This window comes from Fusobacterium sp. JB019, assembly GCA_030673965.1.
GTDB lineage: Bacteria > Fusobacteriota > Fusobacteriia > Fusobacteriales > Fusobacteriaceae > Fusobacterium_B.
Map to the genome: position 1 here is coordinate 36914 of JAUTCN010000008.1, position 25788 is coordinate 62701.

A 25788-nucleotide genomic window follows, 5' to 3' on the forward strand; every position below is an offset into this window, starting at 1 on the left:
TATAGATGCGTAGAAGAATTAGAAAATCCTCAGGAGAAAATTCAAATTATTGGATGTCTATAGGGGATTTAATGGCAGGAGCTTTAATAATATTTATTTTATTATTTGTTTTGCAAATATTAGATATAAATAAAAAAATAGAAGATGGAGAAAGAGCAAAAAAACAAATAAAAAATTTGCAAAATAAAATAAAAGTTTTTGAAAGAACTACAGGTGTAAAAGAAGAGATAATAGCTAAATTAATGAAAAAATTTAAAGAAGAAAACTTACATGTGGATATTGATAGCAAAACAGGTAATATTAAATTAGATGATAGTATTTTATTTAATTTTAATAGTGCAGAGTTAAAACCAGAAGGAAAAGAATTTTTAAAAGAATTTATTCCAAAATATGTTTCAGTATTATTATCAGATGAATTTAAAAAGAGTGTAACTCAAATTATTATAGAAGGACATACTGATAATAAAGGAATGTATCTTTATAATTTAGATTTGTCACAAAGAAGAGCTTTTGCAGTAGTTCAATTTATATATAGTGGTAAGATTCCTTATTTTAAAGGAAAAGAAGAGTTAAAAAAAGTTATAACTGCTAATGGAAGAGGAAAGATGAAATTAATTTATAAACCTAATAGTAGAATCGTAGATAGAAAAAAAAGTAGAAGAGTAGAATTTCAGTTTAGATTAAATAATGAAGAATCTATAAAAATGATAAAAGATTTATTGAAAAGTGAAGTGAGCTAATGAGAAGGGTAGAGATTAGGTGGAATAAATATAAATGTAAAGAATTAAAAAAAATAGCTAGAAAAATCGATGTACAGTGGAAAAGCTTAGCTTATAAAGCAACTTCTGTTGATTTACTGATGATAATAAAAACTATTTATAAAAAAGAAAGAATAAATAAAACTTCTTTGTTTTCTATTTTATATAATTTACCAAATACAAAGGAAATATTTGAAGAGGAATATAAACAGGAATTTAAATTATTTTTAGATAAGGTTGCAGGACTTTTAAGATTAGATGAAAATATTGTTTTGGATTCTCAAATTATAGAATCATTATATAATAATATAATCAACTTTTTTACTAATGAAGAAATTATAGAAAGAATATTTAAAATTTCAGATTTATCATATATTCATGAGGAACAATCTAATTTACCAAAAGTTAATATATTTATGCAAGTTAAAAATTCTAATAAAAGTATTGTAGATTTTTTTGAAGAAAAATTTTATAAAATTATTAAATCAGAAAATTTAGATATAAATGATTTTGAAATAGATTATTATATTTCACGAACTACTAGTGCTTTTAATTTTATATTTAGAAAATTTTTATTAAAAAGATTATGTAACATGTCTTTTGAAAATGATTTTTTAAACAATAAAAAAATATTTGATTTATTTAAAGAAACTTTGACTAATTTAGTTGAAAAAAAAGAAATATATAAAATGATATTATATTTCTATAAAAATATATCTATTGATAAGTATCCAAATATTTGGTTTATGGATATGTATGAAAAATTAGGAGAAATAGATAAGGATGATAGAGATTATACAGGGCATTGGGAAGATTTTAGCGATGAAGAAAAAGAGACATTTAAAAAATGGATGTTAGGAGAAAAATTAGAAAAATTCTTTACAAGAGAAGTAAATGAACCTGAAAGAACAGAGTTTTGGAGAAGATATATTGATTATTTAGATAAAATAGATTTTTTTGGAGAATTAGGTCAAGCTATTGTAATGGAATTTAAAAATCATACAATTATTGAATTTGGGAAAAAAGGAAATGCGAGCTATGTTTATTCTAAAAATGATTTAAGTTTAAAAGAAATAAGGAATAAACAAAGATTTAGAACTCTTAGTATGTGGACACTTAAGAATTCAGATAATCCAATAAAACTAAAAGCAACTAATATAAAATATGGATGGAATCATTCAGGAGATTGGCAAGAAAACTTCAAATATAAATTAAGTCAGTTAGGTTATAAATAGGAGGAAGTATGGGAGTATTAAATTTATTGAAAAATGTTTTTAATATATCAAAGGAAGAAAAATTAACTTTTAAAAAACATTTTGAAAAGGAAATTATAGAATTAGAAATATTTCAAGATAATAAAAAAAGAGATGTTAAAGTTTTTAAGAGTAAAGCTTATGAATATTTATTAAAAACAGAAATATTTATAAATTTAGAAGATGATAGTGAACTTAAACTTCCTTATGAAAATATATATCTTTTAGAAAAAGAAGCTATAGAGTATTTAGAGTTGCCTAAATTTTTTAATGGAATATTGAAAATAGAAAATGAAGTTAATTTTTTTAATTCTAATGGTGTAAAATTTAATTATAAGTTTTATGATGGAGAAAATGAATATAGGTATTATAGAAAAAATATAATTTTAAGAAATGTTGATGATAAAAAATTTTTTTTAATGGAAAATGATTATAAATTAATTGATGAAATTAATAGTTATAATAATGATAATATTAGAAATAAAGATCAAGGAGAACAGTTCGAGATTGTTAATAAAATAAATAAATTAAAAAAAGAAAGAGATATTTTATTAAATAAAGATATTTTAAATAAAAAAAACATAGAATCGATAAATAAAATTGAAATTGATTTTAAAGAACTTGAAAATCAAGATAATCTAGAAATTGTACCGGTTTTAAAAGGGATAGAAGGAAATGAAGTTAGTGAAAAAATAGATAAAGAATTTAAAGAACAATTTAGAAATATTAAGATGCCTAAGAAAGTTTATACTGTAGAAGTTGAAGGAAAAAAATATGAAATTGTTTTAAATAAAAAAATAAAAGCAGCTTTAGATGTTATAAAGTCAGAATCTAATAAAATTAGTAAAAGTGATTTTTTAAAAAAAACTAGTCCGATTTTTCAGAATGAAAATATGGATATAGAAGAATTAGAATATAACTATGGACCAAGAGTAAAAGGTTTAGGTTTTTTAAATTATAGGGCTACAGCTCCTCTAAATAATTCTGATATTGAGTGGTTTAATGAAGAACTTCCTTATATAGATACTACAGATGGAGAACAGATAAGGCTTTCCCCAAAAGATCTAGATTATTTAGATGAAAAACTAAAAGAAAGTGAAAAAAATCAAGATGATGTAGTTTTAGAATTTGATACTGAAGATGGACAAAGATCAATTATTATGTCTAGTGACAATATAAAAAATGAAATAAAAAAGATAAATGATTCTATAAAGGAAGTTATTGATTATAGTAAATTAAATGATATAAAAAATTTACAAAAATTAATGAAAGATAATAAAGAAGATTATGTTGAATATAAAGGAAATTATGTAAAACAATTTGATGATGATGAATGGTTTAATGAAATAATTGAAAAATTATCAAAGAAAGAAGATGAAAAAAAAGAGAAAGAAAAAGAAAAAGTTTTATTATTAAAGGATAATCTTGAAAGTATTGAATATATTGAAAAAACTGAAGAAAAAATATTGGAAAATGAATATGAGGCACCTAAAAATTTAAAAGAAAATATAGAGCTATTACCATATCAAAAAGAGGGAGTAGCAGTATTACAAGAATTATATAAAAAAAATAAAATAAATGGAATTTTACTTTCAGATGATATGGGCCTTGGGAAAACTTTACAAATTTTAACTTTTATGGGATGGTTAAAAGAGAAAAATCAATTGGGAAATTCTTTAATTGTAGTTCCTAAATCTTTAATTTTAAATTGGTCTAATAAAACATCTATTGAAGCTAGGCAAGGAGAAATAGAAAAATTTTTCTTAGAGGATACATTTTCAGTTAATATAATTTCTGGAAAATTATATTATAATGATATTGAAAAAATAAAAAATTCAGATATAAATATAATTTCTTATGAAACTTTAAGAATAAATCAAGTAGAATTAGGTAAAATTAAATGGGAAGTTATGGTATGTGATGAGGCTCAGAAGATAAAAAATCCAAGAACTCTTACGACAACAGCTATAAAATCTCAAAATGCTAATTTTAAAATTGCGTGTAGTGCTACTCCAATAGAAAATACCGTTTTAGATTTATGGTGTTTAGTTGATTTTTCAAAACCAGGGTTACTAGGTTCTTTAAAAGATTTTAAGAAGAAATATTTAATAGATAGTAAAAAAAATACAGATGAAGAAGAATTAAAAAAAATAAACGATGATTTAAAGTTAAAACTGGGATCTAATTTTTTAAGAAGAATGAAAAGCATATTAAATACTCAAAAAAAATCTTTTCCAAAGAAAATAATTAAATATATTAATGTAGATTATTCAAAAAGGCAATCGGAATTAATGATTAAATTTAATGATTTAAGATTAAATTCTCCTTATGTACTTCCTTTAATTCAAGGGATGATTATGTTATGTAGTCATCCAAGATTATGTGATAAAGATGAAAAATTGGATTCTCCAAATGAAATATTAATGGAAGAAAGTTCAAAATTAGAAATTGTTAAAGATATTTTAGAAAAGATTAAATTAAAAAATGAAAAAGTTATAATTTTTACAAAATATAAAAAGATGCAAAAAATATTATCTTTACTTATTAACGATTGGTTTGGTAAATATCCAAGCATTATAAATGGAGAAAGCGAGACTAATAGAAGAAAAGAATTATTAGATGATTTTACTAATAGCCAAGGTTTTAATATTATGATATTATCTCCAGAAGCAGCAGGAGTTGGTCTAAACATAGTTGCTGCAAATCACGTTATTCATTATACAAGACACTGGAATCCTGCTAAAGAGGAGCAAGCAACAGATAGAACTTATAGATTAGGACAAAAGAAAGATGTGTATGTATACTATCCTATGATAGCTGAAGAAATAAAAAAAAGGGAATTAGAATTTTTAAATGAAGATGAATGGATAGAGTCTGATAATTTTAATTTTAATAAAAATAGTTCACCTGAAGAAAAATTAAATAAAATTATTTTAAAGAAAAAAAGACTATTAAGAGATTTTTTCTTAGCTGCCAGAATAGATATGGAAGAAAATGATTTTGCAGACTTTAAAGAAGAAAAAGTAAAAGATAGACTATCTTTAGATGCAATCGATATGATGAGCTGGGAATTATTTGAAAGTTTTGCATTAATTATTTTAGAAAAATATTATAAAGAAGCAAAAAGTGGATATTTAACAAGAATATCAAAAGATTTTGGAGTGGATGGTCTTATTTTAGGGGAAAAGAAAATAGCCATTCAAGCAAAACAAACTAGTAATAAAATAGGTGATTTTGCATTAGAGGAAGTTATAAAAGGAAAGAGAGTATATGAAAAAGAACTAAATATTTCTTTAGATAAAGTAGTTGTAATTACTAATGGAGAAGCAACTTCAACTTTAAAAAATGAAAAAAGTCAAAATATTGAAATTTTTGATAGAAGAAAGCTGGCTAAATTACTTAATGAATATCCTATAACAAATGAAGAAATTATAAAAAAAAGTGTAGAAAGATATACAATTTCAGATCTTAAAAATTTAATTTAAATTATACCAAGGAGGAGAAAGTATGAAAGCATTGTTTATATATTATTCATATGAAGGAACTACTGATAAAATAGCAAAAGCTATGGGGGAAGAAGTTGATGGTGATTTAATAAGATTAGAAGTTAAAGATGAGAAAATTTATAAAAATAAGCTTTTAAAATATGCTTGGGGAAGTATAGAAATTCTTAATAAAAAAAATATAAAAATACAAGATATAGATATTAATTTCAAAAGCTATGATATTATATTTATAGGTACACCAGTTTGGGCAGGAACTTATGCTCCAGCTATAAGAACATTGTTTGAAAAATATGATTTTTCAAATTTAAATGTTGCATATTTCTATACAGATTTAGGGGGAGAAGGACATATTGATAAAAGTTTTAAAAAAGCTTTAAAAAATTCTAAGATAAAAGGAAGTTTACATTTAGGAAAAGCTAGTAAAGATATGGAAACTTCTTTGACAAAAGCTGTATCTTGGATAAAGGAAATTAAATATTAATTAAAAAATAGAAAAAGTGGTATAATTTATATTAAGGATATATTTATACAATTAGATATCTTAAGTTTTAAAAGGAGGAAGTTATGTCAAAAGTAATATTATTAAGTGGAAGTCCAAATCCAAAAGGAAATACTATGCAAGTTTTAGATGAATGTGCAAAAGTTATAGAAAATAATGGAGTAGAAGCTGAAGTTATATCTATTGCAGGAATGAGAATTAAAGATTCTATGGATGTAGATGGTGGATATAACGATGGATTTGAAGAAATTATAGAAAAAATAAAGAAAGCAGAAGGATTAATATTAGCTTCACCTGTATATTGGGGGACTGCTAGAGCAGAAATGATGACAGCTATTCAAAGAATAGCAATGGCATCTTTAAAGGATAATAAATTTTTATCAAGAAAAGTTGGAGGACCAATAGCTATAGCTCGTCGTGGAGGACATACTTCAACTTTACAAGAAATGTTGATGTTCTATCTATATAATGATATGATAGTTCCTGGATCAACATATTGGAATATTGTTTTTGGAAGAACTCCTGGAGAAGCATTGAAAGATGAAGAGGGAATGGGTACAGTAAAACGTTTTTCTGAAAATGTAGCATTTTTAGTAAAAAAATTATATGATTAATAAAAAATAGGGGGAAAAGTGAGCGGGAAAATAAGAGCAAATATAAAGCCAGGATTAAGAGTAAAGGTTGTTAAAAAAGAAGATCAAAGAACAGGAAAATTAACAGAGGGTATAGTAAAAGATTTGCTAACTAAATCTCCAAAGCATCCCCACGGAATAAAAGTTAGACTTGAAGATGGAGTAGTAGGAAGAGTTCAAGAGATAATTGGGTAGATTTATGCTATTTATTTGGCTAAGAGTAAACCATTTTTGTAATTATCAAAAACTTAAATTGATTTATTTTTGATAAGGGTCTATAATTCATACAAAATAAAGATTTATTTTAATTTTTTACAGATTTTAAGGAGGCATAATATGGGAATTAAATTTGATTTTGTAGAAAAATTAGGGAATATTGGACAAGGCTCTAAAGGTTGGAAAAAGGAAGTAAATCTTATTTCTTGGAATTCAAGAAAAGCTAAATTAGATATAAGAGATTGGGATGAAACTCATGAAAAAATGGGGAAAGGTCTTACATTAAGCAAAGAAGAAGCTAAAAATTTAAGAGATTTTCTTAATGCAATTGATTTAGATAGTTTAGACTTTTAAAAAAATGTTTATAAACACCAGTTTTAGGTATAGAAAAAGCCCCTGCTTTTATTAGAAAAGCAGGGGCTTTTAATAAGGGTATATATATTTTATCTATGACGCCTAGCCATAAATCTTTCAGACATAATTTTGGGTTAATTTTTGAGCCCATCTTTATTAAGTATACCACATAAAATTAAAAAATTCTTAAAAAAAATAGAATTTTTCTAAGAATTTTAAAATATATATTTCTTCTTTTGTATTAAGAATGGTTTTTTCTAAAACTATATAAAAAAAACAAATACATCAAATTAAAAATTATTTATCTTTTTTAAAAGTAAGGTACCAATCAAGAGAATTATACTCATCAGATTTAGCTTTTTCAGCTATAGCATCTGCTTCTTTTTTACTTTCAGGTAAATGAATAATAACGTCATCTCCAGGAGTCCAATTACAAGGAGTGGCTATATTTTGTTCATCTACTTTTTGTAAAGACATTAAAGTTCTTTTTATTTCCTCAAAATTTCTTCCTGTTGAAGCAGGATAGAAAAGAATAGTTCTAACTATAGCATTTGGATCAATTATAAATACTGCTCTTACTGTTTGAGTATTTGCTGCACTAGGATGTAACATTCCATACAACTTAGAAACTTTCATGCTAATATCTGCAATTACAGGGAAATTAACCTTTTGTCCCTTGTAATCTCCATATTCCATGTTTTCAATACTTCTAAGCCAAGCTATATGACTTGAAAGTGAATCTATTGAAAGCCCAATAAGCTCAGTATTTATTTCTTTAAATTCTTTTTCCATAATAGCAAATCTCATAAATTCTGTTGTACAAACAGGTGTAAAGTCTGCTGGATGTGAAAAAAGGATTACCCATTTGCCTGAAAAATCATCAGGGAAATTGATTTTACCATTTGTTGTCATAGCTCTAAATGATGGAGCTTTTTCTCCTATTAAAGGAATTCTTATATCGTCCATATGTTCCTCCTAAATTTTGCTTAAATTAAGTTGTAACTATAAATATTAGACGATAAAAAAATTAATTTGTTTAAAAAATTTCAATATAAATGAAAGCAGTTGACAAAAAGCTTTAAAGATACTATACATAAAGTAGATAATAATTGTAAAATATGAAAGGAGAATAAAGGAGGGTGGAAATGATAAAACATAAGGCAAAAGAATATAAAGATTATGTAATTTCTTTGAGAAGAGAAATACATATGAATCCAGAACTAGCATGGGAAGAAAAGGAAACATCCAAACTTATAGAAAGAGAACTAAAGAAGATGAATATTCCTTATGAAAAAATGGCAAAATATGGAATAGTGGGAGAAATTATTGGAAAAAGTGAAGGGAAATGTATTCTTTTAAGAGCTGATATGGATGGAATTCCAGTTGAAGAAAGAACGGGAGTGGATTATAAATCTAAAAATAGAGGGGTTATGCATGCTTGCGGTCACGATGGGCATACAGCTCAATTATTAGGAGCTTTAAAAATTTTAAATGAAATGAAAGACAAAATAAAAGGAAAAATTAGATTTGCGTTTCAACCAGCAGAAGAAGTAGGACAAGGGTCTATAAAAATGATTCAAGAGGGAGTATTAAAAGGTGTAGATTCAGCTTTTACAATTCATTTATGGGGAGATCTTCCAGTTGGAAAAGTTTCAATAGAACCTGGTCCAAGAATGGCTTCAGCAGATAATTTTGAAATAAGAATTATAGGAAAGGGAGGACATGGTTCCATGCCTCATCAATGTATAGATCCTATAATTGTAGGCTCTACAATTGTAACAACTATTCAATCTATAACTAGTAGAGAAGTCAATCCAAATGAATCTGTAGTAATAACTGTGGGAAGTTTTAATGCAGGAAATACTCATAATGTAATTTCAAATGAAGCAAATTTAAAAGGTACTTCAAGATGTTTTAATAATGAATTAAGAAAAGAAGTTCCTGAAAAAATAGAAAGAATAGTTAGAAATGTTTGTGATGCATATAGAGCAAGATATATTATGAATTATGATTTTTATCCAGCTCCAGTAATAAATGATGAAAAATGTTCAAAAATAGCTAGAAATTCAGTTATAAAATTATTAGGAAAAGAAGGAATTGAAAGATTAGAAAAAGTAACAACTGCAGAGGATTTTTCAGGATATTTAAGAAAAGTTCCTGGAATGCTTGCTTTTGTAGGAGTTAAGAATCCAGAAAAATCTTGTATCTATCCTCACCATCATCCTAAATTTAATTTAGACGAAGATGCTCTTGAGATAGGAACTGCTTTATATGCTCAATATGCAATAGATTATTTAAATAATTAAAAATCAGTAAATTAAAGTACCTATAATTATTTTATAGGTACTTTTTTATTGACAAATTATAAGGAAAAAGGTTATGATATCTTCTAACACTTAAGGAAGAGGAGAGTTTATGAAAACTAAGAAGATAGCAGGAAATATAGCAGGATTTACAACAGTATTTTTTTGGGGAATAACTTATATTTCAACAAAAGTTTTATTAGAAGTTTTTAATCCAGTGGAAATATTGTTTACAAGATTTTTAATGGGGCTGATATTTTTAGTTCTTTTATATCCAAAACCTTTAAAAATAAAAGATAAAAAACAAGAAATATATTTTGCTTTAGCAGGAATTACAGGAGTAACCTTATTTTATTTATTAGAAAATATAGCTTTAACTTATACCATGGCTTCAAATGTTGGAGTAATAAGTGCGCTAGCTCCATTTTTTACAGGAATAATAGGTTATATTTTTATGAAAAACAAAGAAAAATTAACTAAGAATTTTTTCATAGGTTTTGTATTAGCTTTGATAGGGGTGGGACTTATAAGTTTTAATGGAGCCACAACTTTTAAGGTTAATCCTGTTGGAGATTTATTAGCAGTATCTTCTGTTATTATTTGGGGAATATATGGAAATTTAACAAGAAAATTAGGAAGCTATGGATATAATACAATTCAAGTAACAAGAAGAACTTTTATTTATGGAATTATATTTATGCTACCAGCTTTGAAGTTTTTTGATTTTAATGTGCAAATTAGTGATTTATTACAATATAAATATTTATTTAATATGGTGTTTTTAGGATTAGGAGCTTCAGCAATTTGTTTTGTAACTTGGAATTATACAGTTAAAGTGTTAGGGGCAGTTAAAGCTAGTTTATTTATATACTTAATCCCAATTATTACAGTAATTACTTCTTTTATATTTTTAAATGAAAGATTAACATGGATGTCATTTTTTGGAATTATATTTGCTATATTAGGACTAATGATTTCTAACAAAAAAGAAAAGCTTTAAAAATAAAGGAATAAAGGTTATAATTAAGGTGTATCACTTTTATAAAGGAGAAAAGTTATGGGACTAAATATTAGAAATAGAAAATTATTTTATAGTTTTGTTACTATCCTTTTTTTGATGTTTTTTAAAATAAATCATGCTCAGGAAATAAATATAGGCTATTTAGATTTTAATAATTTTGTAGTTTATGATGAAGATGGTTTTAGGTCAGGTTATGTAGGAGAACTTTTTAATAATTTAGAAAAATCATCAAAAACACATTACAATTTAACCTATGGAACATGGAGAGAATTAGAAAAAAAACTAGATAATAAAGAATTAGATATTATTTTAGCAGGAAGGAAAGACAAGAAAAGATTAGAAAAATATGAATACTCTAATTTAGATATAGGAGTATCCAAGGGTATAATATATAGCTTACCAGATTCAGATTATTTCTATGATGATTTTTCAAAATATGAAAATAAGACTATAGGATACTATTGTCCTTCTTTAGTTGCTGATTTTAGAGAATATTTAAAAGAAAAGAAAATTAACTGTAAAGAAAAACAGTATTTTAGTAAAAATGAATTAAGAAAAGCTTTAGATAATAAAGAAGTAGACTTAATAATTATAGAATATATGAGATATGATAATGAATTAAAAAAAGTGGGAGAGTTTTCAACAAGACCTTTATTTGCAATTTCTTTAAAGGATTCAAGTGCTATGGAAAATTTCAATAAAGATTATGAGAAATTATTTATGAAAAAATATAATATCAGATCATATCTTTATGAAAAATATTATAAATCAAATGTTAAAAATAAATTTGTATTAACAAGAAAAGAATATGAATATTTAAATAAACTAGATAAGATAACAGTTGCAGTAAGAGATATGAAGCCTTTAAATTGGAAAGATAAAATAACAGGGAAGCCTACAGGGGTTTATATAAATGCTTTAAGAGAAATAGGAAATATGCTTAAAATTGATATTGAATTCATATTGATAAATAAAGATATGGATAAAAATGAAATACTTGAAAAATATGATTATTTTTTAGATTCTATTAAAGAATTATCTAAAGATAAGGAAGATTTTTTTACTGAAGATAGTATTTTTAAAATTAATTATGTTTATATAAAGGATAGAAATAATAATATTGATTTTGTAAAAAATCTTAATGTAGGAATGTTAAATAGTAATAAAGAAATTAGTAAAGCGATAAAGAAAAAAAATAAAAATTATAAAATTTTTTATTTTGAAGATGCTAAAAATATGGCAGATGCAGTTGTAAGTGGTTCTATAGATAAAGCTTTAATTAATGAAATGAAAATTCCTTATTTATTTAAAGATTTAAAATATAAAGATCTAACGACTATTTATTTAGAAGATATTTATGGGAATTTAAAATTAGTTAGTAAAAATAATAATCATTTACTACAAAGTTCTATAAATAAAGTTATAAATTATTTAGGACAAGATAAAATATATAGGGTTGCTTTATCTAATTTAGATGTAAATGATAATAGTTCAGTTATAAGTAACTTCTTTGAAATTTATGGATTAAAAGTAGGAATAATTATTTTAATAATAGTTTTATGGTTATTAATTTTATATATTTTACAAAGAAATAGAATCTATAAAAAATTAAGTGAAGCTAAACAAGAGGCAGAATATGCAAATAAAGCTAAATCTAATTTTCTAGCTAGTATGTCCCATGATATGAAGACTCCAATAAGTTCAATAATGGGAATGTCAGATTTTGGATTAGAAGAATGTAAGGGAAAGGAATGTAAATCTTATTTTAAACAAATAAAAGAAAGTTCTCGTTATTTATTAACATTATTAAATGATATTTTAGATTTACAAAATATTGAAAATGATAAAATTAATTTAGAATTAAAAAATGTTAATTTGAAAAAAATAATAGAAGATGTTGGAAAAGTTGCAGAATATAAGATTAAAGAGAAGGAAATAGAATTTCAAATTAAAAACTATAATGAAAATCATTTTATAAAAGTAGATGAAAAAAGATTAAAACAGATTATAATAAATGTTTTGAGTAATGCCATAAAGTATACACATTTTCAAGGAACAATTAGATGGAGAAATTCATTAGAAATTAAAAAGAACGGGAATTATATTTATACTTGTATTATTGAAGATAATGGAATTGGAATAAGTGAAGAATTCCAAAAAAATATGATGTATAAATCATTTACTCAAGAATATAATAAATTACTTAATAATAAAGGCGGAACAGGATTAGGTTTATCCATAACTAAAAAAATATTAGATAATATAAATGGGACTATTGAATGTATTTCAGAAATAAATAAAGGAACAAAATTTATAATAACTATTCCTTTTGAAAGGGCAAACAAAAGTGAAGCTTTAAAGTTAAAGGAAGAAAGTGAAAAGATAGAAACTAGTTTAAAAAATAAAAAGATATTAATTTGTGAAGATATTGAAATTAATAGATTAATACTTACAAAAATTTTAAATAGTTTAGGAATAATAGTAGAAGAAGCTGAAGACGGGAAAATAGCAGTTGAAAAGGCAAAAAAAAATAAATATGATGGGATACTTATGGATATTAGAATGCCTGTTATGGATGGATTAGAAGCAGCTAGAAAAATAAGAGAATTTAATACAGAAATTCCGATTATAGCTATTTCAGCCAATGTTTCTGAAGAGGATATAATTAAGTCTTTAGATTCAGGAATGGATGGTCATCTAGGTAAACCTATTGAAAAAAATAAATTAAAAAATATTTTAAAAAAATATTTAAAATAAAAAAATATAATAAAATTCTCTTTTAATTTACACTGTTCTGTATTATAATATGGGGTAGAAAATAGAGGTATAGGAGGAAAATAAATGGAAAGTTTATTAACAGTGCTATTATTTATTTTTGCACTAGCATTGATAATTTTAGTTATTATTCAGCCTGATAGAAGTCATGGAATGTCAGGAAGTATGGGAATGGGAGGATCTAATACAGTTTTTGGAGTATCTAAAGATGGTGGTCCTTTAGCAAAAGCTACAAAAGTTGTAGCAGTATTATTTATAATTACAGCACTTTTATTGTATCTATACTCATCAAGATAAAAACAATTGAAGACGTGTTATGTAGCACGTCTTTTTAATTGATATTTATTTTAAGGTGGTGATGAAAATTAAAATGCAAAACTTATTTCAGAATAATTATGAAAATGTAAAACCACTTTCAATGAAATTAAGACCTAAAGTTTTGGAAGAATTTATAGGACAAAAAAATTTAATTGGAGAAAATAAAATCCTTACTAATATTATAAAAAGTGGGAATATTAGTAATATGATATTATTTGGACCACCAGGTTGTGGTAAGAGTTCTTTAGGTGAAATAATTTCAAATGAAATAAATTGTAATATAGAAAATATTAATGCAACTACAGCTAGTCTAAATGATATTAGAGAAATAGTAGTTAAGGCCAAAAAAGAAATAGAACTATATAATAAAAGGACAGTTTTATTTTTAGACGAGATACATAGATTTAATAAAATGCAGCAAGATGCATTGCTTTCATATACTGAAACAGGTGTGCTGATTTTAATTGGAGCAACTACAGAAAATCCATACCATAATATTAATAACGCTCTTCTTTCAAGATGTTTAGTTTTTGAATTTAAAGCTCTTAACAGAAATGAAATAAAAGAAGTTTTAGTAAGAGGAGAAAAATATTTAAATAAAGAACTTCCTAGTAAAATAGAAGAAATCATATTAGATATTTCAAATGGAGATAGTAGAATAGCTTTAAATTATTTAGAACTTTACGTAAATAATTCTAATAATGAAAATAGTGAAAATATAGAGGAAATATTTGCTAAAAGAAAGGCTTCTTTTCATAAGGAAGAAGATAAATATAATATAATTTCTGCAATGATAAAAAGTATAAGAGGAAGTGATCCAGATGCAGCTCTTTACTGGATGGGTAGACTTTTATATGGTGGAGAAGATCCAAGGTACATAGCTAGAAGGTTAGTTATTTCAGCTAGTGAAGATATAGGGATGGCTAATCCAGAAGCTTTATTAATGGCAAATGCAGCCTATGCAAGTTCTGAAAAAATAGGAATGCCTGAGGTAAGAATAATTCTTGCTCACGTAGTTGTATATTTAGCAATTTCAAGTAAAAGCAATTCATGCTATAATGGAATAAATTCTGTTTTAGAAAATATTAAGGCAGGGGATATGCAAGAAGTTCCTATAAATATAAAGGATAAAAATATTGGATATAAATATCCTCATGATTATGAAGGAAATTTTGTACATCAAAAATATATGAATAAACACAAGGAATATTATAAACCAGGAAACAATAAGTATGAGAATCAAATTAGAGAAAAACTAGATAGATTATGGAAAAAAAGATAATTTAGGAGGAAAATATGAAATTAATAAAAGCAGTTAGAGGAACAAAGGATATTTTTGGAGAAACAGGTGCGAAATATGCTTATATTCATAGAATAGTTGAAGAATTATTTAATTCTTATGGTTATTCATTAATAAAAACTCCTATATTTGAAGAAACAGATCTTTTCAAAAGAGGTATAGGAGAGGCAACTGACGTTGTTGAAAAAGAAATGTACACATTCAAAGATAGAGGAGACAGAAGCCTTACTTTAAGACCAGAAGGAACAGCTTCAGTTGTAAGAGCATATTTAGAAAATAAAATTTATGCTAAAGAAGATTTATCTAAATTTTATTACATGGGGTCAATGTTCAGATATGAAAGACCTCAAGCAGGAAGACAAAGAGAATTTAATCAAGTTGGAGTTGAAGTTTTAGGAGAAGCTTCTCCTATTTTAGATGCAGAAGTAATTTCAATGGGTTATCATTTACTTGAAAAATTAGGGATTACAGATTTAGAAGTAAATATAAATTCAATTGGAGGAAATGAATCTCGTACTAAATATAGACAAGCTTTAATTGATTATTTATTACCAGCTAAGGAAGAATTATGTGAGGATTGTAAAAGAAGACTTGAAACAAATCCTTTAAGAGTTTTAGATTGTAAAAATGAAACTTGTAAAAAATATACAGAAAATGCACCTAGCATAATAGATTCTTTATCAATAGAAGAAAAAGAACATTATGAAACAGTAAAAAAATATTTAACTATGTATAATGTTCCATTTGTTGAAAATCCGAAATTAGTAAGAGGATTAGATTACTATTCTAGTACAGTATTTGAAATAGTAACTAATAAATTAGGATCTCAAGGAACAGTTCTAGGTGGTGGAAGATATGATAATCTTTTAACACAATTAGGTAATAAAGATATACCAGCATTTGGTTTTGCAGCTGGAGTAGAAAGAATGATGATGCTTCTTGGTGATATGAAACAAAAAGAAACTGATGCTTATGTTATTTGGTTAGGAGAGGAATCTCAAGAATATGCTATGAAAACAGCTGATGCTTTAAGAAAATCAGGAGTTAAATTAGCCATTGACTTTAATAAAAAAGGTATGAAAAGTCATATGAAAAAAGCTGAGAAATTAGATGTAAATTATGTTATCATAATAGGTGAAGATGAAATTAAAAATCAAACTCTTGTAGTTAAGAATTTTAATGATAGAACACAAGAAGAATTAACATTAGAACAAACAATAGAGAAGTTAAAAAAATAAAAATAAAGATAAATCTAAAGGAGAGGAGAATAGGATATGATATACAGAAGTCATAATCTAGGAGAACTTAGACAGGAAGATATAGGTAAGAAAGTTATATTATCTGGATGGGTTTCTACAAAAAGGGACTTAGGAGGATTAACTTTTATAGACTTAAGAGATAGAGAGGGGATTACTCAAGTAGTATTTGATATAGATGTTGCTTCAAAGGAAGTTGTTGAAACAGCTCAAAAATTAAAAACAGAATCAGTAATTAAAGTAGAAGGTGAAGTTAGAGAAAGATATAGTAAAAATATGAATATTCCTACAGGGGAAATTGAAGTTTTTGCTACAGAAATTACAGTTTTAAACAACTGCGAAACTCTACCTTTCCAAATGACAGATGAAGGATTAAATGAAAATATCAGATTAAAATATAGATATTTAGATTTAAGAAGACCTGAAATGATAAATAATTTAAAAATGAGACATAAAATGATTATGGCCATTAGAAATTATATGGATTCAAAGGGATTCATGGATGTTGATACACCAGTATTAACTAAATCAACTCCAGAAGGAGCTAGAGATTTTTTAGTTCCTTGTAGAATTAATCCAGGAGATTTTTATGCATTACCTCAATCTCCACAAATATTTAAACAATTATTAATGATAGCTGGAGTAGAAAAATATTTCCAAATAGCTAAATGTTTTAGAGATGAAGATTTAAGAGCAGATAGACAACCTGAATTTACTCAACTTGATATAGAAATGTCTTTTGTTGAGTTAAAAGATGTTATTGAAGAAATAGAAGGACTTGCTAAAACAGTATTTTCTGCTGTAACAGGGGAAAAAGCAGATTATGATTTCCCTAGATTAGAGTGGATAGATGCAATGGAAAGATTTGGATCTGACAAACCTGATACAAGATTTGGTGTTGAATTAAAAGATATCTCTGAAATTTCAAGAAATTGTGGATTTAAAGCATTTAAATCAACTGTTGAAAATGGAGGAATGGTTAAAGCAGTAGTAGCTCCAGGAGTTGCAGAAAAATTCTCTAGAAAAATTTTAGGGGAATATGAAGATTATGCAAAAACTTATTTTAATGCTAAAGGAATGGCTTGGATAAAACTTACTGAAGAGGGAGTTAAATCTCCAATTGCTAAATTCTTTAGTGAAGAAGAAATGAATGCAATAATAGAAAAAACAGAAGCTAAAGTTGGAGATGTAATAATGATAATTGCTGATAAAGCAAAAGTAGTTTACGCAGCTTTAGGTGCATTAAGATTAAAAATAGGAAAAGAATTAAATTTATATAATAAAGATGACTTTAACTTCTTATGGGTTGTTAACTTCCCAATGTTTGAATATGATGAAGATGAAGGAAGATATAAAGCTGAACACCATCCCTTTACTTCAATAATGGAAGAAGATATGGAAAAATTCCTAGCAGGAGATATGAACATAAGAACAAATACTTATGACTTAGTATTAAATGGTAGTGAAATTGGTGGAGGAAGTATAAGAATACATAATCCTGAAGTTCAAGCTAAAGTATTTGAAAAATTAGGATTAACTCCAGAAAAAGCTAAAGAAAAATTTGGCTTCTTCATAGATGCCTTTAAATTTGGAGCACCACCTCATGGAGGACTTGCTTTTGGAATTGATAGATGGTTAATGGTAATGCTTAAAGAAGAATCTATAAGAGATGTAATACCATTCCCTAAAACAAACAAAGGACAGTGTTTAATGACAGAAGCACCAAATAAAGTTGATGAAAGTCAATTAGAGGAATTATATGTATCATCTACATACGTTGAAGATGAAACAAGTTCTAAATAAGTATATTGAATTAAGATAAAATATATGCTATAATCCTGTTAAGAAATAAAGATTCTGGTCTATTCGTTATTCTTTAAGGTTTTGGGCCTATGGTCGCTCGGGGGTTGGCTCTGTTGCAGATAACTCAGATTAGTCACGACTGCTTAGGTTTTACGGACCCTGTATGTTTGCATTAACTGACTACCACTTAATGTTTTGGCGACCAAAACCGAGGGGAAGACGGTAGACCGGAATTATTTCTTTATAAGGACTTAGGTCCTTTTTTTGTTGTCAAAATAAATTAAAATGGAGAAAAATATGTTAAGAATAGAAAAATACATTGAAGAAATATTTATGCAAACTATAAAGACGCTTTATGGTGAAAAAGAGTTAAGACCTATTGAAATTTCAATAGCAACTAATGAAAAATTTGGAGATTTTCAAACAAACTTTGCTATGATGAATTCAAAAATTATAGGAGGAAATCCTAGAAAGATTGCTGAAAGCATAGTTGAAGCAATGGAAGAAAATGAAATAATAGAAAGATTAGAAATTGCAGGGCCTGGTTTTATAAATATATTTTTGAAGGATTCTTATCTAGGAAAATATATATCTAAAATGACAACTGAAAATTTTGATTTTCAAGAGCTTGATAAAACAGGTGAAGTTTTAATAGAGTATTCATCACCTAATATAGCAAAAAGAATGCACATAGGTCATTTAAGATCAACAATAATTGGAGATTCAATTAAAAGAATATTTAAGTTTTTAGGTTATACTACAGTTTCAGATAATCATATTGGTGATTGGGGAACTCAGTTTGGAAAATTGATTATAGGTTATCATAAATGGTTAGATAGAGCTGCCTATGAAAAAAATCCAATTGAGGAATTAGAAAGAGTTTATGTTAAATTTTCTCAAGAAAGTGAATCTCAACCTGAATTAGAAGATCAAGCTAGAGCAGAACTTAAAAAACTTCAAGATGGAGATGAAGAAAACTATAAATTATGGCAAGAATTTATTAAAGTTTCTTTAGATGAATATAATAAACTATATAATAGAATGGATATTTCTTTTGATACTTATTATGGAGAATCTTTCTACCATCCAATAATGCCAAAAGTTGTAAAAGAATTAGAAGATAAAGGAATAGCTGTTGAAGATCAAGGAGCAAAGGTTGTATTCTTTGATGAAAAAGAAAACTTATTCCCATGTATTGTTCAGAAAAAAGATGGAGCTTATTTATATTCAACTTCTGATATAGCAACAGTAAAATATAGAAAAGATAATTATAATTTAAATAGAATGATATACTTAACAGATGAAAGACAACAAGATCATTTCAGACAATTCTTTAAAATAACAGAAATGCTTGGATGGGAAGTTGAAAAAGTACATCTTTGGTTTGGAATAATGAGATTTGCTGATGGGATTTTCTCTACAAGAAAAGGAAACGTAATAAGATTAGAACAATTATTAGATGAAGCTAAGAAAAAAGCTCTTGAAATAATTAAAGAAAAAAATCCAGATTTACCTGAAGATGAAAAAGAAAATATAGCTGAAGTTGTTGGTGTAGGATCAATTAAATATGCTGACCTTTCTCAAAATAAACAAAGTCCAATAATATTTGAATGGGATAAGATTTTAAGCTTTGAAGGAAATACAGCACCTTACTTACAATATTCTTATGCAAGAATTCAGTCTATTTTAAGAAAAGCTAAAAAATTAGGTAAAGAAGTAAATGAAAATCAAGAAATTTTAATAAAAGATAAAGCAGAAAGAGCTTTATCAACTTTCTTAACTTTATTCCCAACTATGGTATTAAAGTCTGGAGAAAATTATAAACCAAACTTAGTTACAGATTATTTATTTGAATTAGCTAAGAAATTTAACACATTCTATAATGCTTGTCCAATATTAAATCAAGATGATGATCTTTTAGAATCAAGACTTTTATTAATAGATAGAGTTGCAAAAACTTTAAAAGATGGATTAGATTTATTAGGAATAAAAACTGTAGATAGAATGTAATAGAATATATAGGGGATGCTTATGTATAAAGTAGATTATCATATACATACTGAATTTTCAGGAGATTCAAAAGAAAATATAGAAAGTATGATAAAAAGAGCTATTGAATTAGGATTGTCTGAAATTGCTATAACTGATCATTTAGAATATGATTTGTTGTATATTGACTGGGATAAATGGACTATCAACTTAGATGCTTATAAAGAAACAGTATTAAGTTTACAAAAAAAATATAAAAATAAGATAATTATAAAATTTGGTATTGAACTAGGAGTACAACCTCAGACAAAGGATTATTTAGAAGCTATTGTTGATAAATATGATTTTGATTTTGTAATAGCTTCTAATCATTCTATAGATAAGATTGATTTGGCTTGTGGAATTTTACAAAAAGATAAGACGAGATATGAAGTTCAAAATTTATATTTTGAAACAGTATTAAAAAATATAGAAACTTATGATAAATTTAATGTCTTTGGTCATTTAGATTATGTTACTAGATATGGTGGCAGTGAATTTGATGGAATGGATTTAGAAGAACATAGGGATATAATCACAAAAATACTAAAGACTTTAATCTCTAAGGGGAAAGGTCTTGAAATTAATACTTCAGGATATAGATATGGTGAAGATAGAGTTTACCCAAGAATTGAAATATTAAAAAAATATTTTGAATTAGGGGGGGAAATTATAACTATAGGATCAGATGCTCATATAAGAGATCATGTTTTTAAAGATATGGATAAGGCCTATGAAATACTTGAAAAGTTAGGAGTAGATTATATAACAACTTTTGATAAAATGAAGCCTGTATTAAAAAAAATAAATTAAAAGAGAAATTAGTGTTGACAAATCAGCACTAATTTTTATTTTAGGAATATAATCTTTGTTTTTTTTTTAAGAATAGAATATAATATATTATATTCTATTTTTATATGAAAGGCTTATTTAATTTTATTAGGAGGTCCTATGTTTTATAAATTGTTAGATGCAAAAAAAACAGTTAAAGAATTTTTAAGGGATTATTTTGAAAAAAGAAATGCTGAAGAGGCCTTAACTTGGTTTTTTGAAGATTTAAAATATATAGGGAGTAATCCTGATGAAATCTGTGATAACAAGGAATCTTTAATTGAAATTTTTAAAATTGATATTGAATATTTTCCTTTTAATATGGGACTTTATATAAAAGAATTAACTGAAACTAAATTAACTGATAACATAAGCTCATTAGAAATTATTATTATTTTATATAGAAATAATGAAAAATTTAAGGTTAATGTTAGATATTCTATGGTTTGTAAAAATGATGGAAATGGTTATAGAATTTTATCAGCTCATTGTTCTTTTCCTGATGAATCACAAAAATATATGGAAAAAAAATTAGATAAAATATCTAAAGAATTAAGATTAAATGAGATTGTTTTAAAAAGCTCATTAGAACAAAGCAATATTTATTTTTGGGAATATGATATAGAAAAAGATATTTATATACCAGGATATAAATTACGTGAAAGATTTAATTTTCCTGAAAAAATAGAAAATGGATTTGAAAGTTTAATGAAGTTAAATATAGTTCATCCTGATAGTATTGAAAAATTTAAAGAAATGCATGGCAGATTAAGAGCTGGGAAAAAAAGCGTTTCTGAAATTATAAAATTAGTTTATGATGAGGATATTCAATGGAGAGAAATAAGATATCAATTGATAGAAGATAATATAGATAAAAGAATAAAAGCTATAGGAATATCAAAAGATGTAACTAGAGAGAAATCTTTAGAAAATATAATGGAAGGTATTTTATATTCAGAATTTGATTTTATAATTAAAATAAATTCTAAAAATAAAAATTATGAATTTTACACAGATAAAGATTATATAAAAAAATTAGAAATTAAAGATGGTAAAGATATTGAAAAAATATTTCAATATTTTTTAACAAAATATGTTAAAGAAGAGGAAAAAAATAGGTTTAAAGAATATTTCAATTTTGAATATATAGTAAAGAATATAAAAAATAATAGGGATATAATATTTTATTATGAAGGTTATGATAATGATGGAAATATAAGAATAAAAAAAATAAAGGCCTTTTATTTAAATAAATATAGTAATATTTTTTATGTTGTAAGAACAGATGTAACAGATTTTTATGAAAAGCAAAAAAATAATATAGAAGCTTTAGAACTAGCATTAAAATCAGCGGAAGCTTCTAAATTAGCAAAGTCTGAATTTTTGTCAAGAATGAGTCATGAAATTAGAACACCTATGAATGTAATAATAGGAATGTCAGAAATAGCTTTAGATGATATAGAAAATGAAAATAAAAAAGAAATAAAATCATATTTAACAAAGATAAAATCCTCTTCTGATTACTTACTTTCTTTAATTAATAATATACTTAAAATGTCAAAAATAGAAAGTGGTAAATTAATTTTAGATAAGAAAGTAATGAATATGGATGATTTATTTGAAGAAATAAGTTTAATGTCTTTAACTCAAGCTAAAAATAAAAATATTAGATATAGCTTTTATAAAAGTGAAAATTTAAATAGATATTATATTGGAGATGAAATAAGACTAAAGCAAGTTTTAATTAATATAATTTCAAATGGAATAAAATTTACAGATCATTTTGGAAAAGTAACTTTAAGTTGTGAAGAATTATACGAAAAAAATGGCTTAGCAAAATTATTATTTACCATTGAAGATACAGGATGCGGTATAAGCGAAGATTTTATAGAGCATATATTTGAACCATTTTCTCAGGAAGGTTTAGGAACAACTTCTAAATATGGGGGAAGTGGCTTAGGATTAGCAATTTCTAAAAATATAGTTGATTTGATGGATGGTAATATTGAAATAGAAAGTGAAAAGAATAAGGGAACAAAATTTAAGATTAAAGTAACATTAGAAACAAAGGATATAAATAAAGAAATAGAGAAAACTAAGAATAAATCTTTTATAAAAATTAAAAAAAGAGAAGAGGAGATATCTTTTAAAGGAGAAAAAATATTAATAGTTGAAGACCATGAATTAAATATAGAAGTAATGAAAAAATTACTTTCTTATAAAGGGCTAACATTTGAAGTTGCTAGAAATGGTTTAGAAGCTGTTCAAAGATTTCAATTGTTTTCAAGGGAATATGCTGCAATATTAATGGATGTAAGAATGCCTGTTATGGATGGATTAAAGGCTAGTGAACTAATAAGGAAATTAGGTAGATATGAAAGCAAAATAATACCTATTATAGCTGTAACAGCAGGAGCCTTTGAGAGTGAAAAAGAAGAAATTTTAAAATCAGGTATGAACGATGTTTTGACAAAACCAATAAATAAAGATGAATTATATGAAGTACTTTATAAGTACATATATTAAAAATAAAATTGAGGTGATTAGGTGAAATTTACAAAAATGCAAGGGGCAGGAAATGATTTTCTTTTATTTGATGGATTTAAATATAAATTAGAAGAAATAGTGCCTAAAATCAAAAAAATGTGTGACAGAAGATTTGGTGTTGGAGGAGACGGGATAATGGTTGCTCTTCCAAGTGAAATTTCAGATATAAAAATGTATTATTATAATAGCGATGGTTCCCAAGGTGAAATGTGTGGGAATGGTATTAGATGTTTTTCTAAGTTTGTTTATGAAAAGGGCATAATACCTAAGAAAGATAAATTTACAGTTGAGACTTTAGCAGGAGTTCAAAATGTAAGTTTAGAAACAGAAGATGGAAAAGTAAAAAAAATAGAAGTAGAAATAGTTAATCCTAAGTTTAATCCAGAAGAAATTCCTGTTTTAGTTGAAGGAGATAATGCTTTTAATAAAGAAATAGAAATAGATGGAAAGAAAATAGAATTTTCAACAATATATTTAGGAGTTCCTCATACTGTAATTGTTATGAAAAAAGAAGATGAATTTGACATCAATGATATAGGATCAAAAATAGAAGTACATCCAATGTTTCCTAAAAAAACCAATGTAAACTTTATTTATATTGAAAATAATAAGAGATTAAAAATTTATACATGGGAAAGAGGAGCAGGAAGAACTCTTGCATGTGGAACAGGATCTTGTTCTGCTGGTTTAGTTGCAAATAAACTAGGATTAGTTGATAAAGAGGTTGCAGTTATAACAGAGGGAGGAGATTTAAAAGTAACTATATTAGAAAAAAGTGTACTATTACAAGGAGGAGCTGAAATAACTTTTGAGGGGGAATTTTAATGAAGTTAGTACACAAATATACCAAGGACGGATTAAATTTATTAGGAGGTCACTGGGAGCCTTCTAACAAGGAAACTTGTATAGTTTTAATTCATGGTATATATGACAATATAATTGAAAATTGCTTTGCTCAACAAGTAGGAAGAGATTTAGCTGCTGCTGGTTATGGATTTATATTTTGTCACACAAGAGGGTACGGAGTTATAAATAGTATAATTGTAAAAAATCCAGTTACTGGAAAAAGAGAAAATAAAATAATTGGATCAACTTATGAAAAGTTTGCAGAAAGTATTTATGATGTGGAAGCTTGGATAGAAAAAGCAAAAGAATTAGGATATAAGAAAGTTATACTTGCAAGTCACAGTATGGGAGGATGTAAAAATTTACATTATATCTCTACCAAAGGAGATGCAGGAATAGAAAAATTCTTATTTATTTCCATACCAGATGCTGTGGGATATTTTAATAATTATGAAGTAAATAGATTGAAAGAAGCAAAAGATCTTGTGGAAAAAGGAAGAGGGAAAGAACTACTTTCTGAAAAAATAGTAGGTGGAATATTTCCAATCAGTGCAAGAACTATGTGTGGATTTAGAAGAGGAAGCTCAATAGATAGATTTCCTATAATGGATAATCCAGATGATTTTGGAATTCTTTCAAAAATTGAAAAACCAGTTTGTATGATATTAGCAGAACATGATAGTGTTATTGTTAAATCAGCAAAGGAAGATTTAGCTTTAGTAAAAAGTAAAATGAAAAATTGTTCTAATTTTTATACAGATATTGTAGAGGGAGCAACTCATAGATTTATAAATAAAGAAAAACAATTATCTGTAAAGATATTAGCTTGGCTTAAAAGTTTTGAAGGGTAGGAAAATAAATGAAAAATGAATATTTTTATGAAGTATATGATAAATATAAGAAAATAAGACCTAGTATAGAAAAAAGACTTGGAGAATATAGAGAGATTTGGGAAAAAGGAAGCAATGAAGATATTCATGCAGAATTATGTTTTTGTATATTAACTCCTCAATCAAAGGCTAAGAATGCTTGGAAAGCAATAACTAATATGAGGGAAGAAGGAGTATTATTTACAGCTCCTGCAGAAAAGTTAAGTGAATATTTAAATATAGTTAGATTTAAAAATAATAAAGCAAGATATTTAGTTGAACTAAGAGAGAAAATGACTGATGAAAATGGAAATATAATAACTAGAGATTTTTTTGATAGTATTCATACAGTTGAAGAAAAAAGAGAATGGATAGTTAAAAATATAAAAGGAATGGCATATAAGGAAGCAGGACATTTTTTAAGAAACATAGGTTTTGGTGAAAATTTAGCAATATTAGATAGACATATTCTTAAAAATATAGTTAAACTTGGAATCATTGAAGAAGTGCCAAGGACTTTAACAAAGAGATTGTATTTAGAAATAGAAGATAAAATGAGAGATTTTTGTAAAGAAGTAGAAATACCAATGGATCATATAGATCTTTTTTTATGGTATTTAGAAGCTGGGGAGATATTTAAATAAGCTTTTATTTGAAAAATACTAGCTACCGT

21 protein-coding genes are annotated in these 25788 nt (G+C 25.7%); 20 read left to right on the plus strand and 1 reads right to left on the minus strand.

From position 1 onward, the window contains the following. Positions 1-5 precede the first annotated feature (5 nt). The 7 genes from Q7K47_06460 (at position 6) to Q7K47_06490 (ending at position 7218) form a co-directional block, all read left to right on the plus strand. Positions 6-740 carry an OmpA family protein gene (locus Q7K47_06460; protein ID MDP0506864.1) on the plus strand — a complete coding sequence of 245 codons (735 nt, stop codon included), beginning with the start codon at positions 6-8 and terminating at the stop codon, positions 738-740. Beyond that, positions 740-1993 (plus strand): hypothetical protein, encoded by a 1254-nt coding sequence (locus Q7K47_06465; GenBank protein MDP0506865.1) that lies wholly within the window; start codon positions 740-742, stop codon positions 1991-1993. Before Q7K47_06460 ends, Q7K47_06465 begins: the two co-directional genes overlap by 1 nt. A gap of 8 nt (positions 1994-2001) precedes the next feature. Continuing rightward, on the plus strand, positions 2002-5496 hold the full coding sequence (locus Q7K47_06470) for an SNF2-related protein (GenBank protein ID MDP0506866.1): 3495 nt from the start codon (positions 2002-2004) through the stop codon (positions 5494-5496). Between the two features lie 22 nt (positions 5497-5518). Continuing rightward, positions 5519-5998, plus strand: coding sequence for a flavodoxin (locus Q7K47_06475; GenBank protein ID MDP0506867.1), 480 nt, complete (start codon positions 5519-5521; stop codon positions 5996-5998). Positions 5999-6081: 83 nt separating this feature from the next. Then, positions 6082-6630, plus strand: a complete 549-nt coding sequence (locus tag Q7K47_06480) for a flavodoxin family protein (GenBank protein MDP0506868.1) — start codon at positions 6082-6084, stop codon at positions 6628-6630. Between the two features lie 18 nt (positions 6631-6648). Continuing rightward, on the plus strand, positions 6649-6843 hold the full coding sequence (locus tag Q7K47_06485; protein ID MDP0506869.1) for a YwbE family protein: 195 nt from the start codon (positions 6649-6651) through the stop codon (positions 6841-6843). A gap of 141 nt (positions 6844-6984) precedes the next feature. Continuing rightward, positions 6985-7218: a PC4/YdbC family ssDNA-binding protein gene (locus Q7K47_06490; GenBank protein ID MDP0506870.1), complete on the plus strand. Its 234-nt coding sequence runs from the start codon at positions 6985-6987 to the stop codon at positions 7216-7218. A gap of 297 nt (positions 7219-7515) precedes the next feature. Here Q7K47_06490 and Q7K47_06495 read toward each other — a convergent pair whose 3' ends face one another. Continuing rightward, on the minus strand, positions 7516-8184 hold the full coding sequence (locus Q7K47_06495) for a peroxiredoxin (protein ID MDP0506871.1): 669 nt from the start codon (positions 8182-8184) through the stop codon (positions 7516-7518). A 179-nt stretch (positions 8185-8363) separates the two neighbouring features. Between Q7K47_06495 and Q7K47_06500 the strand changes: the two genes are divergently transcribed. The 13 genes from Q7K47_06500 (at position 8364) to Q7K47_06560 (ending at position 25759) form a co-directional block, all read left to right on the plus strand. Then, positions 8364-9524, plus strand: a complete 1161-nt coding sequence (locus Q7K47_06500; protein MDP0506872.1) for a M20 family metallopeptidase — start codon at positions 8364-8366, stop codon at positions 9522-9524. A gap of 109 nt (positions 9525-9633) precedes the next feature. Next, the gene (locus tag Q7K47_06505; protein ID MDP0506873.1) at positions 9634-10521 is read left to right on the plus strand and encodes a DMT family transporter; all 888 of its coding nucleotides are present in this window, start codon (positions 9634-9636) and stop codon (positions 10519-10521) included. A 57-nt stretch (positions 10522-10578) separates the two neighbouring features. Beyond that, on the plus strand, positions 10579-13299 hold the full coding sequence (locus Q7K47_06510) for a response regulator (GenBank protein MDP0506874.1): 2721 nt from the start codon (positions 10579-10581) through the stop codon (positions 13297-13299). An 84-nt stretch (positions 13300-13383) separates the two neighbouring features. Continuing rightward, positions 13384-13614 (plus strand): preprotein translocase subunit SecG, encoded by a 231-nt coding sequence (gene secG / locus Q7K47_06515; GenBank protein ID MDP0506875.1) that lies wholly within the window; start codon positions 13384-13386, stop codon positions 13612-13614. A 61-nt stretch (positions 13615-13675) separates the two neighbouring features. Next, entirely contained in the window at positions 13676-14917 is a 1242-nt protein-coding gene (locus Q7K47_06520; protein ID MDP0506876.1) for a replication-associated recombination protein A, read from the plus strand. Between the two features lie 14 nt (positions 14918-14931). After that, positions 14932-16173 carry a histidine--tRNA ligase gene (hisS, locus tag Q7K47_06525; protein ID MDP0506877.1) on the plus strand — a complete coding sequence of 414 codons (1242 nt, stop codon included), beginning with the start codon at positions 14932-14934 and terminating at the stop codon, positions 16171-16173. A gap of 36 nt (positions 16174-16209) precedes the next feature. Then, positions 16210-17994 carry an aspartate--tRNA ligase gene (gene aspS / locus Q7K47_06530; GenBank protein ID MDP0506878.1) on the plus strand — a complete coding sequence of 595 codons (1785 nt, stop codon included), beginning with the start codon at positions 16210-16212 and terminating at the stop codon, positions 17992-17994. 297 nt (positions 17995-18291) lie between these two features. Next, complete coding sequence (argS, locus tag Q7K47_06535) at positions 18292-20004, plus strand: arginine--tRNA ligase (protein MDP0506879.1); 1713 nt, start codon at positions 18292-18294, stop codon at positions 20002-20004. Positions 20005-20025: 21 nt separating this feature from the next. After that, positions 20026-20835, plus strand: a complete 810-nt coding sequence (locus Q7K47_06540; protein MDP0506880.1) for a histidinol-phosphatase HisJ family protein — start codon at positions 20026-20028, stop codon at positions 20833-20835. 138 nt (positions 20836-20973) lie between these two features. Next, entirely contained in the window at positions 20974-23379 is a 2406-nt protein-coding gene (locus tag Q7K47_06545; protein ID MDP0506881.1) for an ATP-binding protein, read from the plus strand. Positions 23380-23400: 21 nt separating this feature from the next. Continuing rightward, entirely contained in the window at positions 23401-24225 is an 825-nt protein-coding gene (dapF, locus tag Q7K47_06550; protein ID MDP0506882.1) for a diaminopimelate epimerase, read from the plus strand. Beyond that, positions 24225-25097 (plus strand): DUF1749 domain-containing protein, encoded by an 873-nt coding sequence (locus Q7K47_06555; protein MDP0506883.1) that lies wholly within the window; start codon positions 24225-24227, stop codon positions 25095-25097. The genes dapF and Q7K47_06555 overlap by 1 nt, the downstream gene beginning before the upstream one ends. An 8-nt stretch (positions 25098-25105) precedes the next feature. Then, positions 25106-25759: an N-glycosylase/DNA lyase gene (locus tag Q7K47_06560; GenBank protein ID MDP0506884.1), complete on the plus strand. Its 654-nt coding sequence runs from the start codon at positions 25106-25108 to the stop codon at positions 25757-25759. Positions 25760-25788 lie beyond the last annotated feature (29 nt).

Bases quoted from the DNA above. Each gene is read 5' to 3' on its own strand.
- Q7K47_06475 (MDP0506867.1), top strand. From the start codon at position 5,519: ATGAAAGCATTGTTTATATATTATTCATATGAAGGAACTACTGATAAA.
- Q7K47_06490 (MDP0506870.1), top strand. From the start codon at position 6,985: ATGGGAATTAAATTTGATTTTGTAGAAAAATTAGGGAATATTGGACAA.
- Q7K47_06505 (MDP0506873.1), top strand. From the start codon at position 9,634: ATGAAAACTAAGAAGATAGCAGGAAATATAGCAGGATTTACAACAGTA.
- Q7K47_06520 (MDP0506876.1), top strand. From the start codon at position 13,676: ATGAAAATTAAAATGCAAAACTTATTTCAGAATAATTATGAAAATGTA.
- Q7K47_06460 (MDP0506864.1), top strand. From the start codon at position 6: ATGCGTAGAAGAATTAGAAAATCCTCAGGAGAAAATTCAAATTATTGG.
- Q7K47_06500 (MDP0506872.1), top strand. From the start codon at position 8,364: ATGATAAAACATAAGGCAAAAGAATATAAAGATTATGTAATTTCTTTG.
- secG (MDP0506875.1), top strand. From the start codon at position 13,384: ATGGAAAGTTTATTAACAGTGCTATTATTTATTTTTGCACTAGCATTG.
- Q7K47_06480 (MDP0506868.1), top strand. From the start codon at position 6,082: ATGTCAAAAGTAATATTATTAAGTGGAAGTCCAAATCCAAAAGGAAAT.
- Q7K47_06540 (MDP0506880.1), top strand. From the start codon at position 20,026: ATGTATAAAGTAGATTATCATATACATACTGAATTTTCAGGAGATTCA.
- Q7K47_06510 (MDP0506874.1), top strand. From the start codon at position 10,579: ATGGGACTAAATATTAGAAATAGAAAATTATTTTATAGTTTTGTTACT.
- argS (MDP0506879.1), top strand. From the start codon at position 18,292: ATGTTAAGAATAGAAAAATACATTGAAGAAATATTTATGCAAACTATA.
- Q7K47_06560 (MDP0506884.1), top strand. From the start codon at position 25,106: ATGAAAAATGAATATTTTTATGAAGTATATGATAAATATAAGAAAATA.
- Q7K47_06465 (MDP0506865.1), top strand. From the start codon at position 740: ATGAGAAGGGTAGAGATTAGGTGGAATAAATATAAATGTAAAGAATTA.
- Q7K47_06555 (MDP0506883.1), top strand. From the start codon at position 24,225: ATGAAGTTAGTACACAAATATACCAAGGACGGATTAAATTTATTAGGA.
- Q7K47_06470 (MDP0506866.1), top strand. From the start codon at position 2,002: ATGGGAGTATTAAATTTATTGAAAAATGTTTTTAATATATCAAAGGAA.
- Q7K47_06545 (MDP0506881.1), top strand. From the start codon at position 20,974: ATGTTTTATAAATTGTTAGATGCAAAAAAAACAGTTAAAGAATTTTTA.
- Q7K47_06495 (MDP0506871.1), bottom strand. From the start codon at position 8,184: ATGGACGATATAAGAATTCCTTTAATAGGAGAAAAAGCTCCATCATTT.
- aspS (MDP0506878.1), top strand. From the start codon at position 16,210: ATGATATACAGAAGTCATAATCTAGGAGAACTTAGACAGGAAGATATA.
- hisS (MDP0506877.1), top strand. From the start codon at position 14,932: ATGAAATTAATAAAAGCAGTTAGAGGAACAAAGGATATTTTTGGAGAA.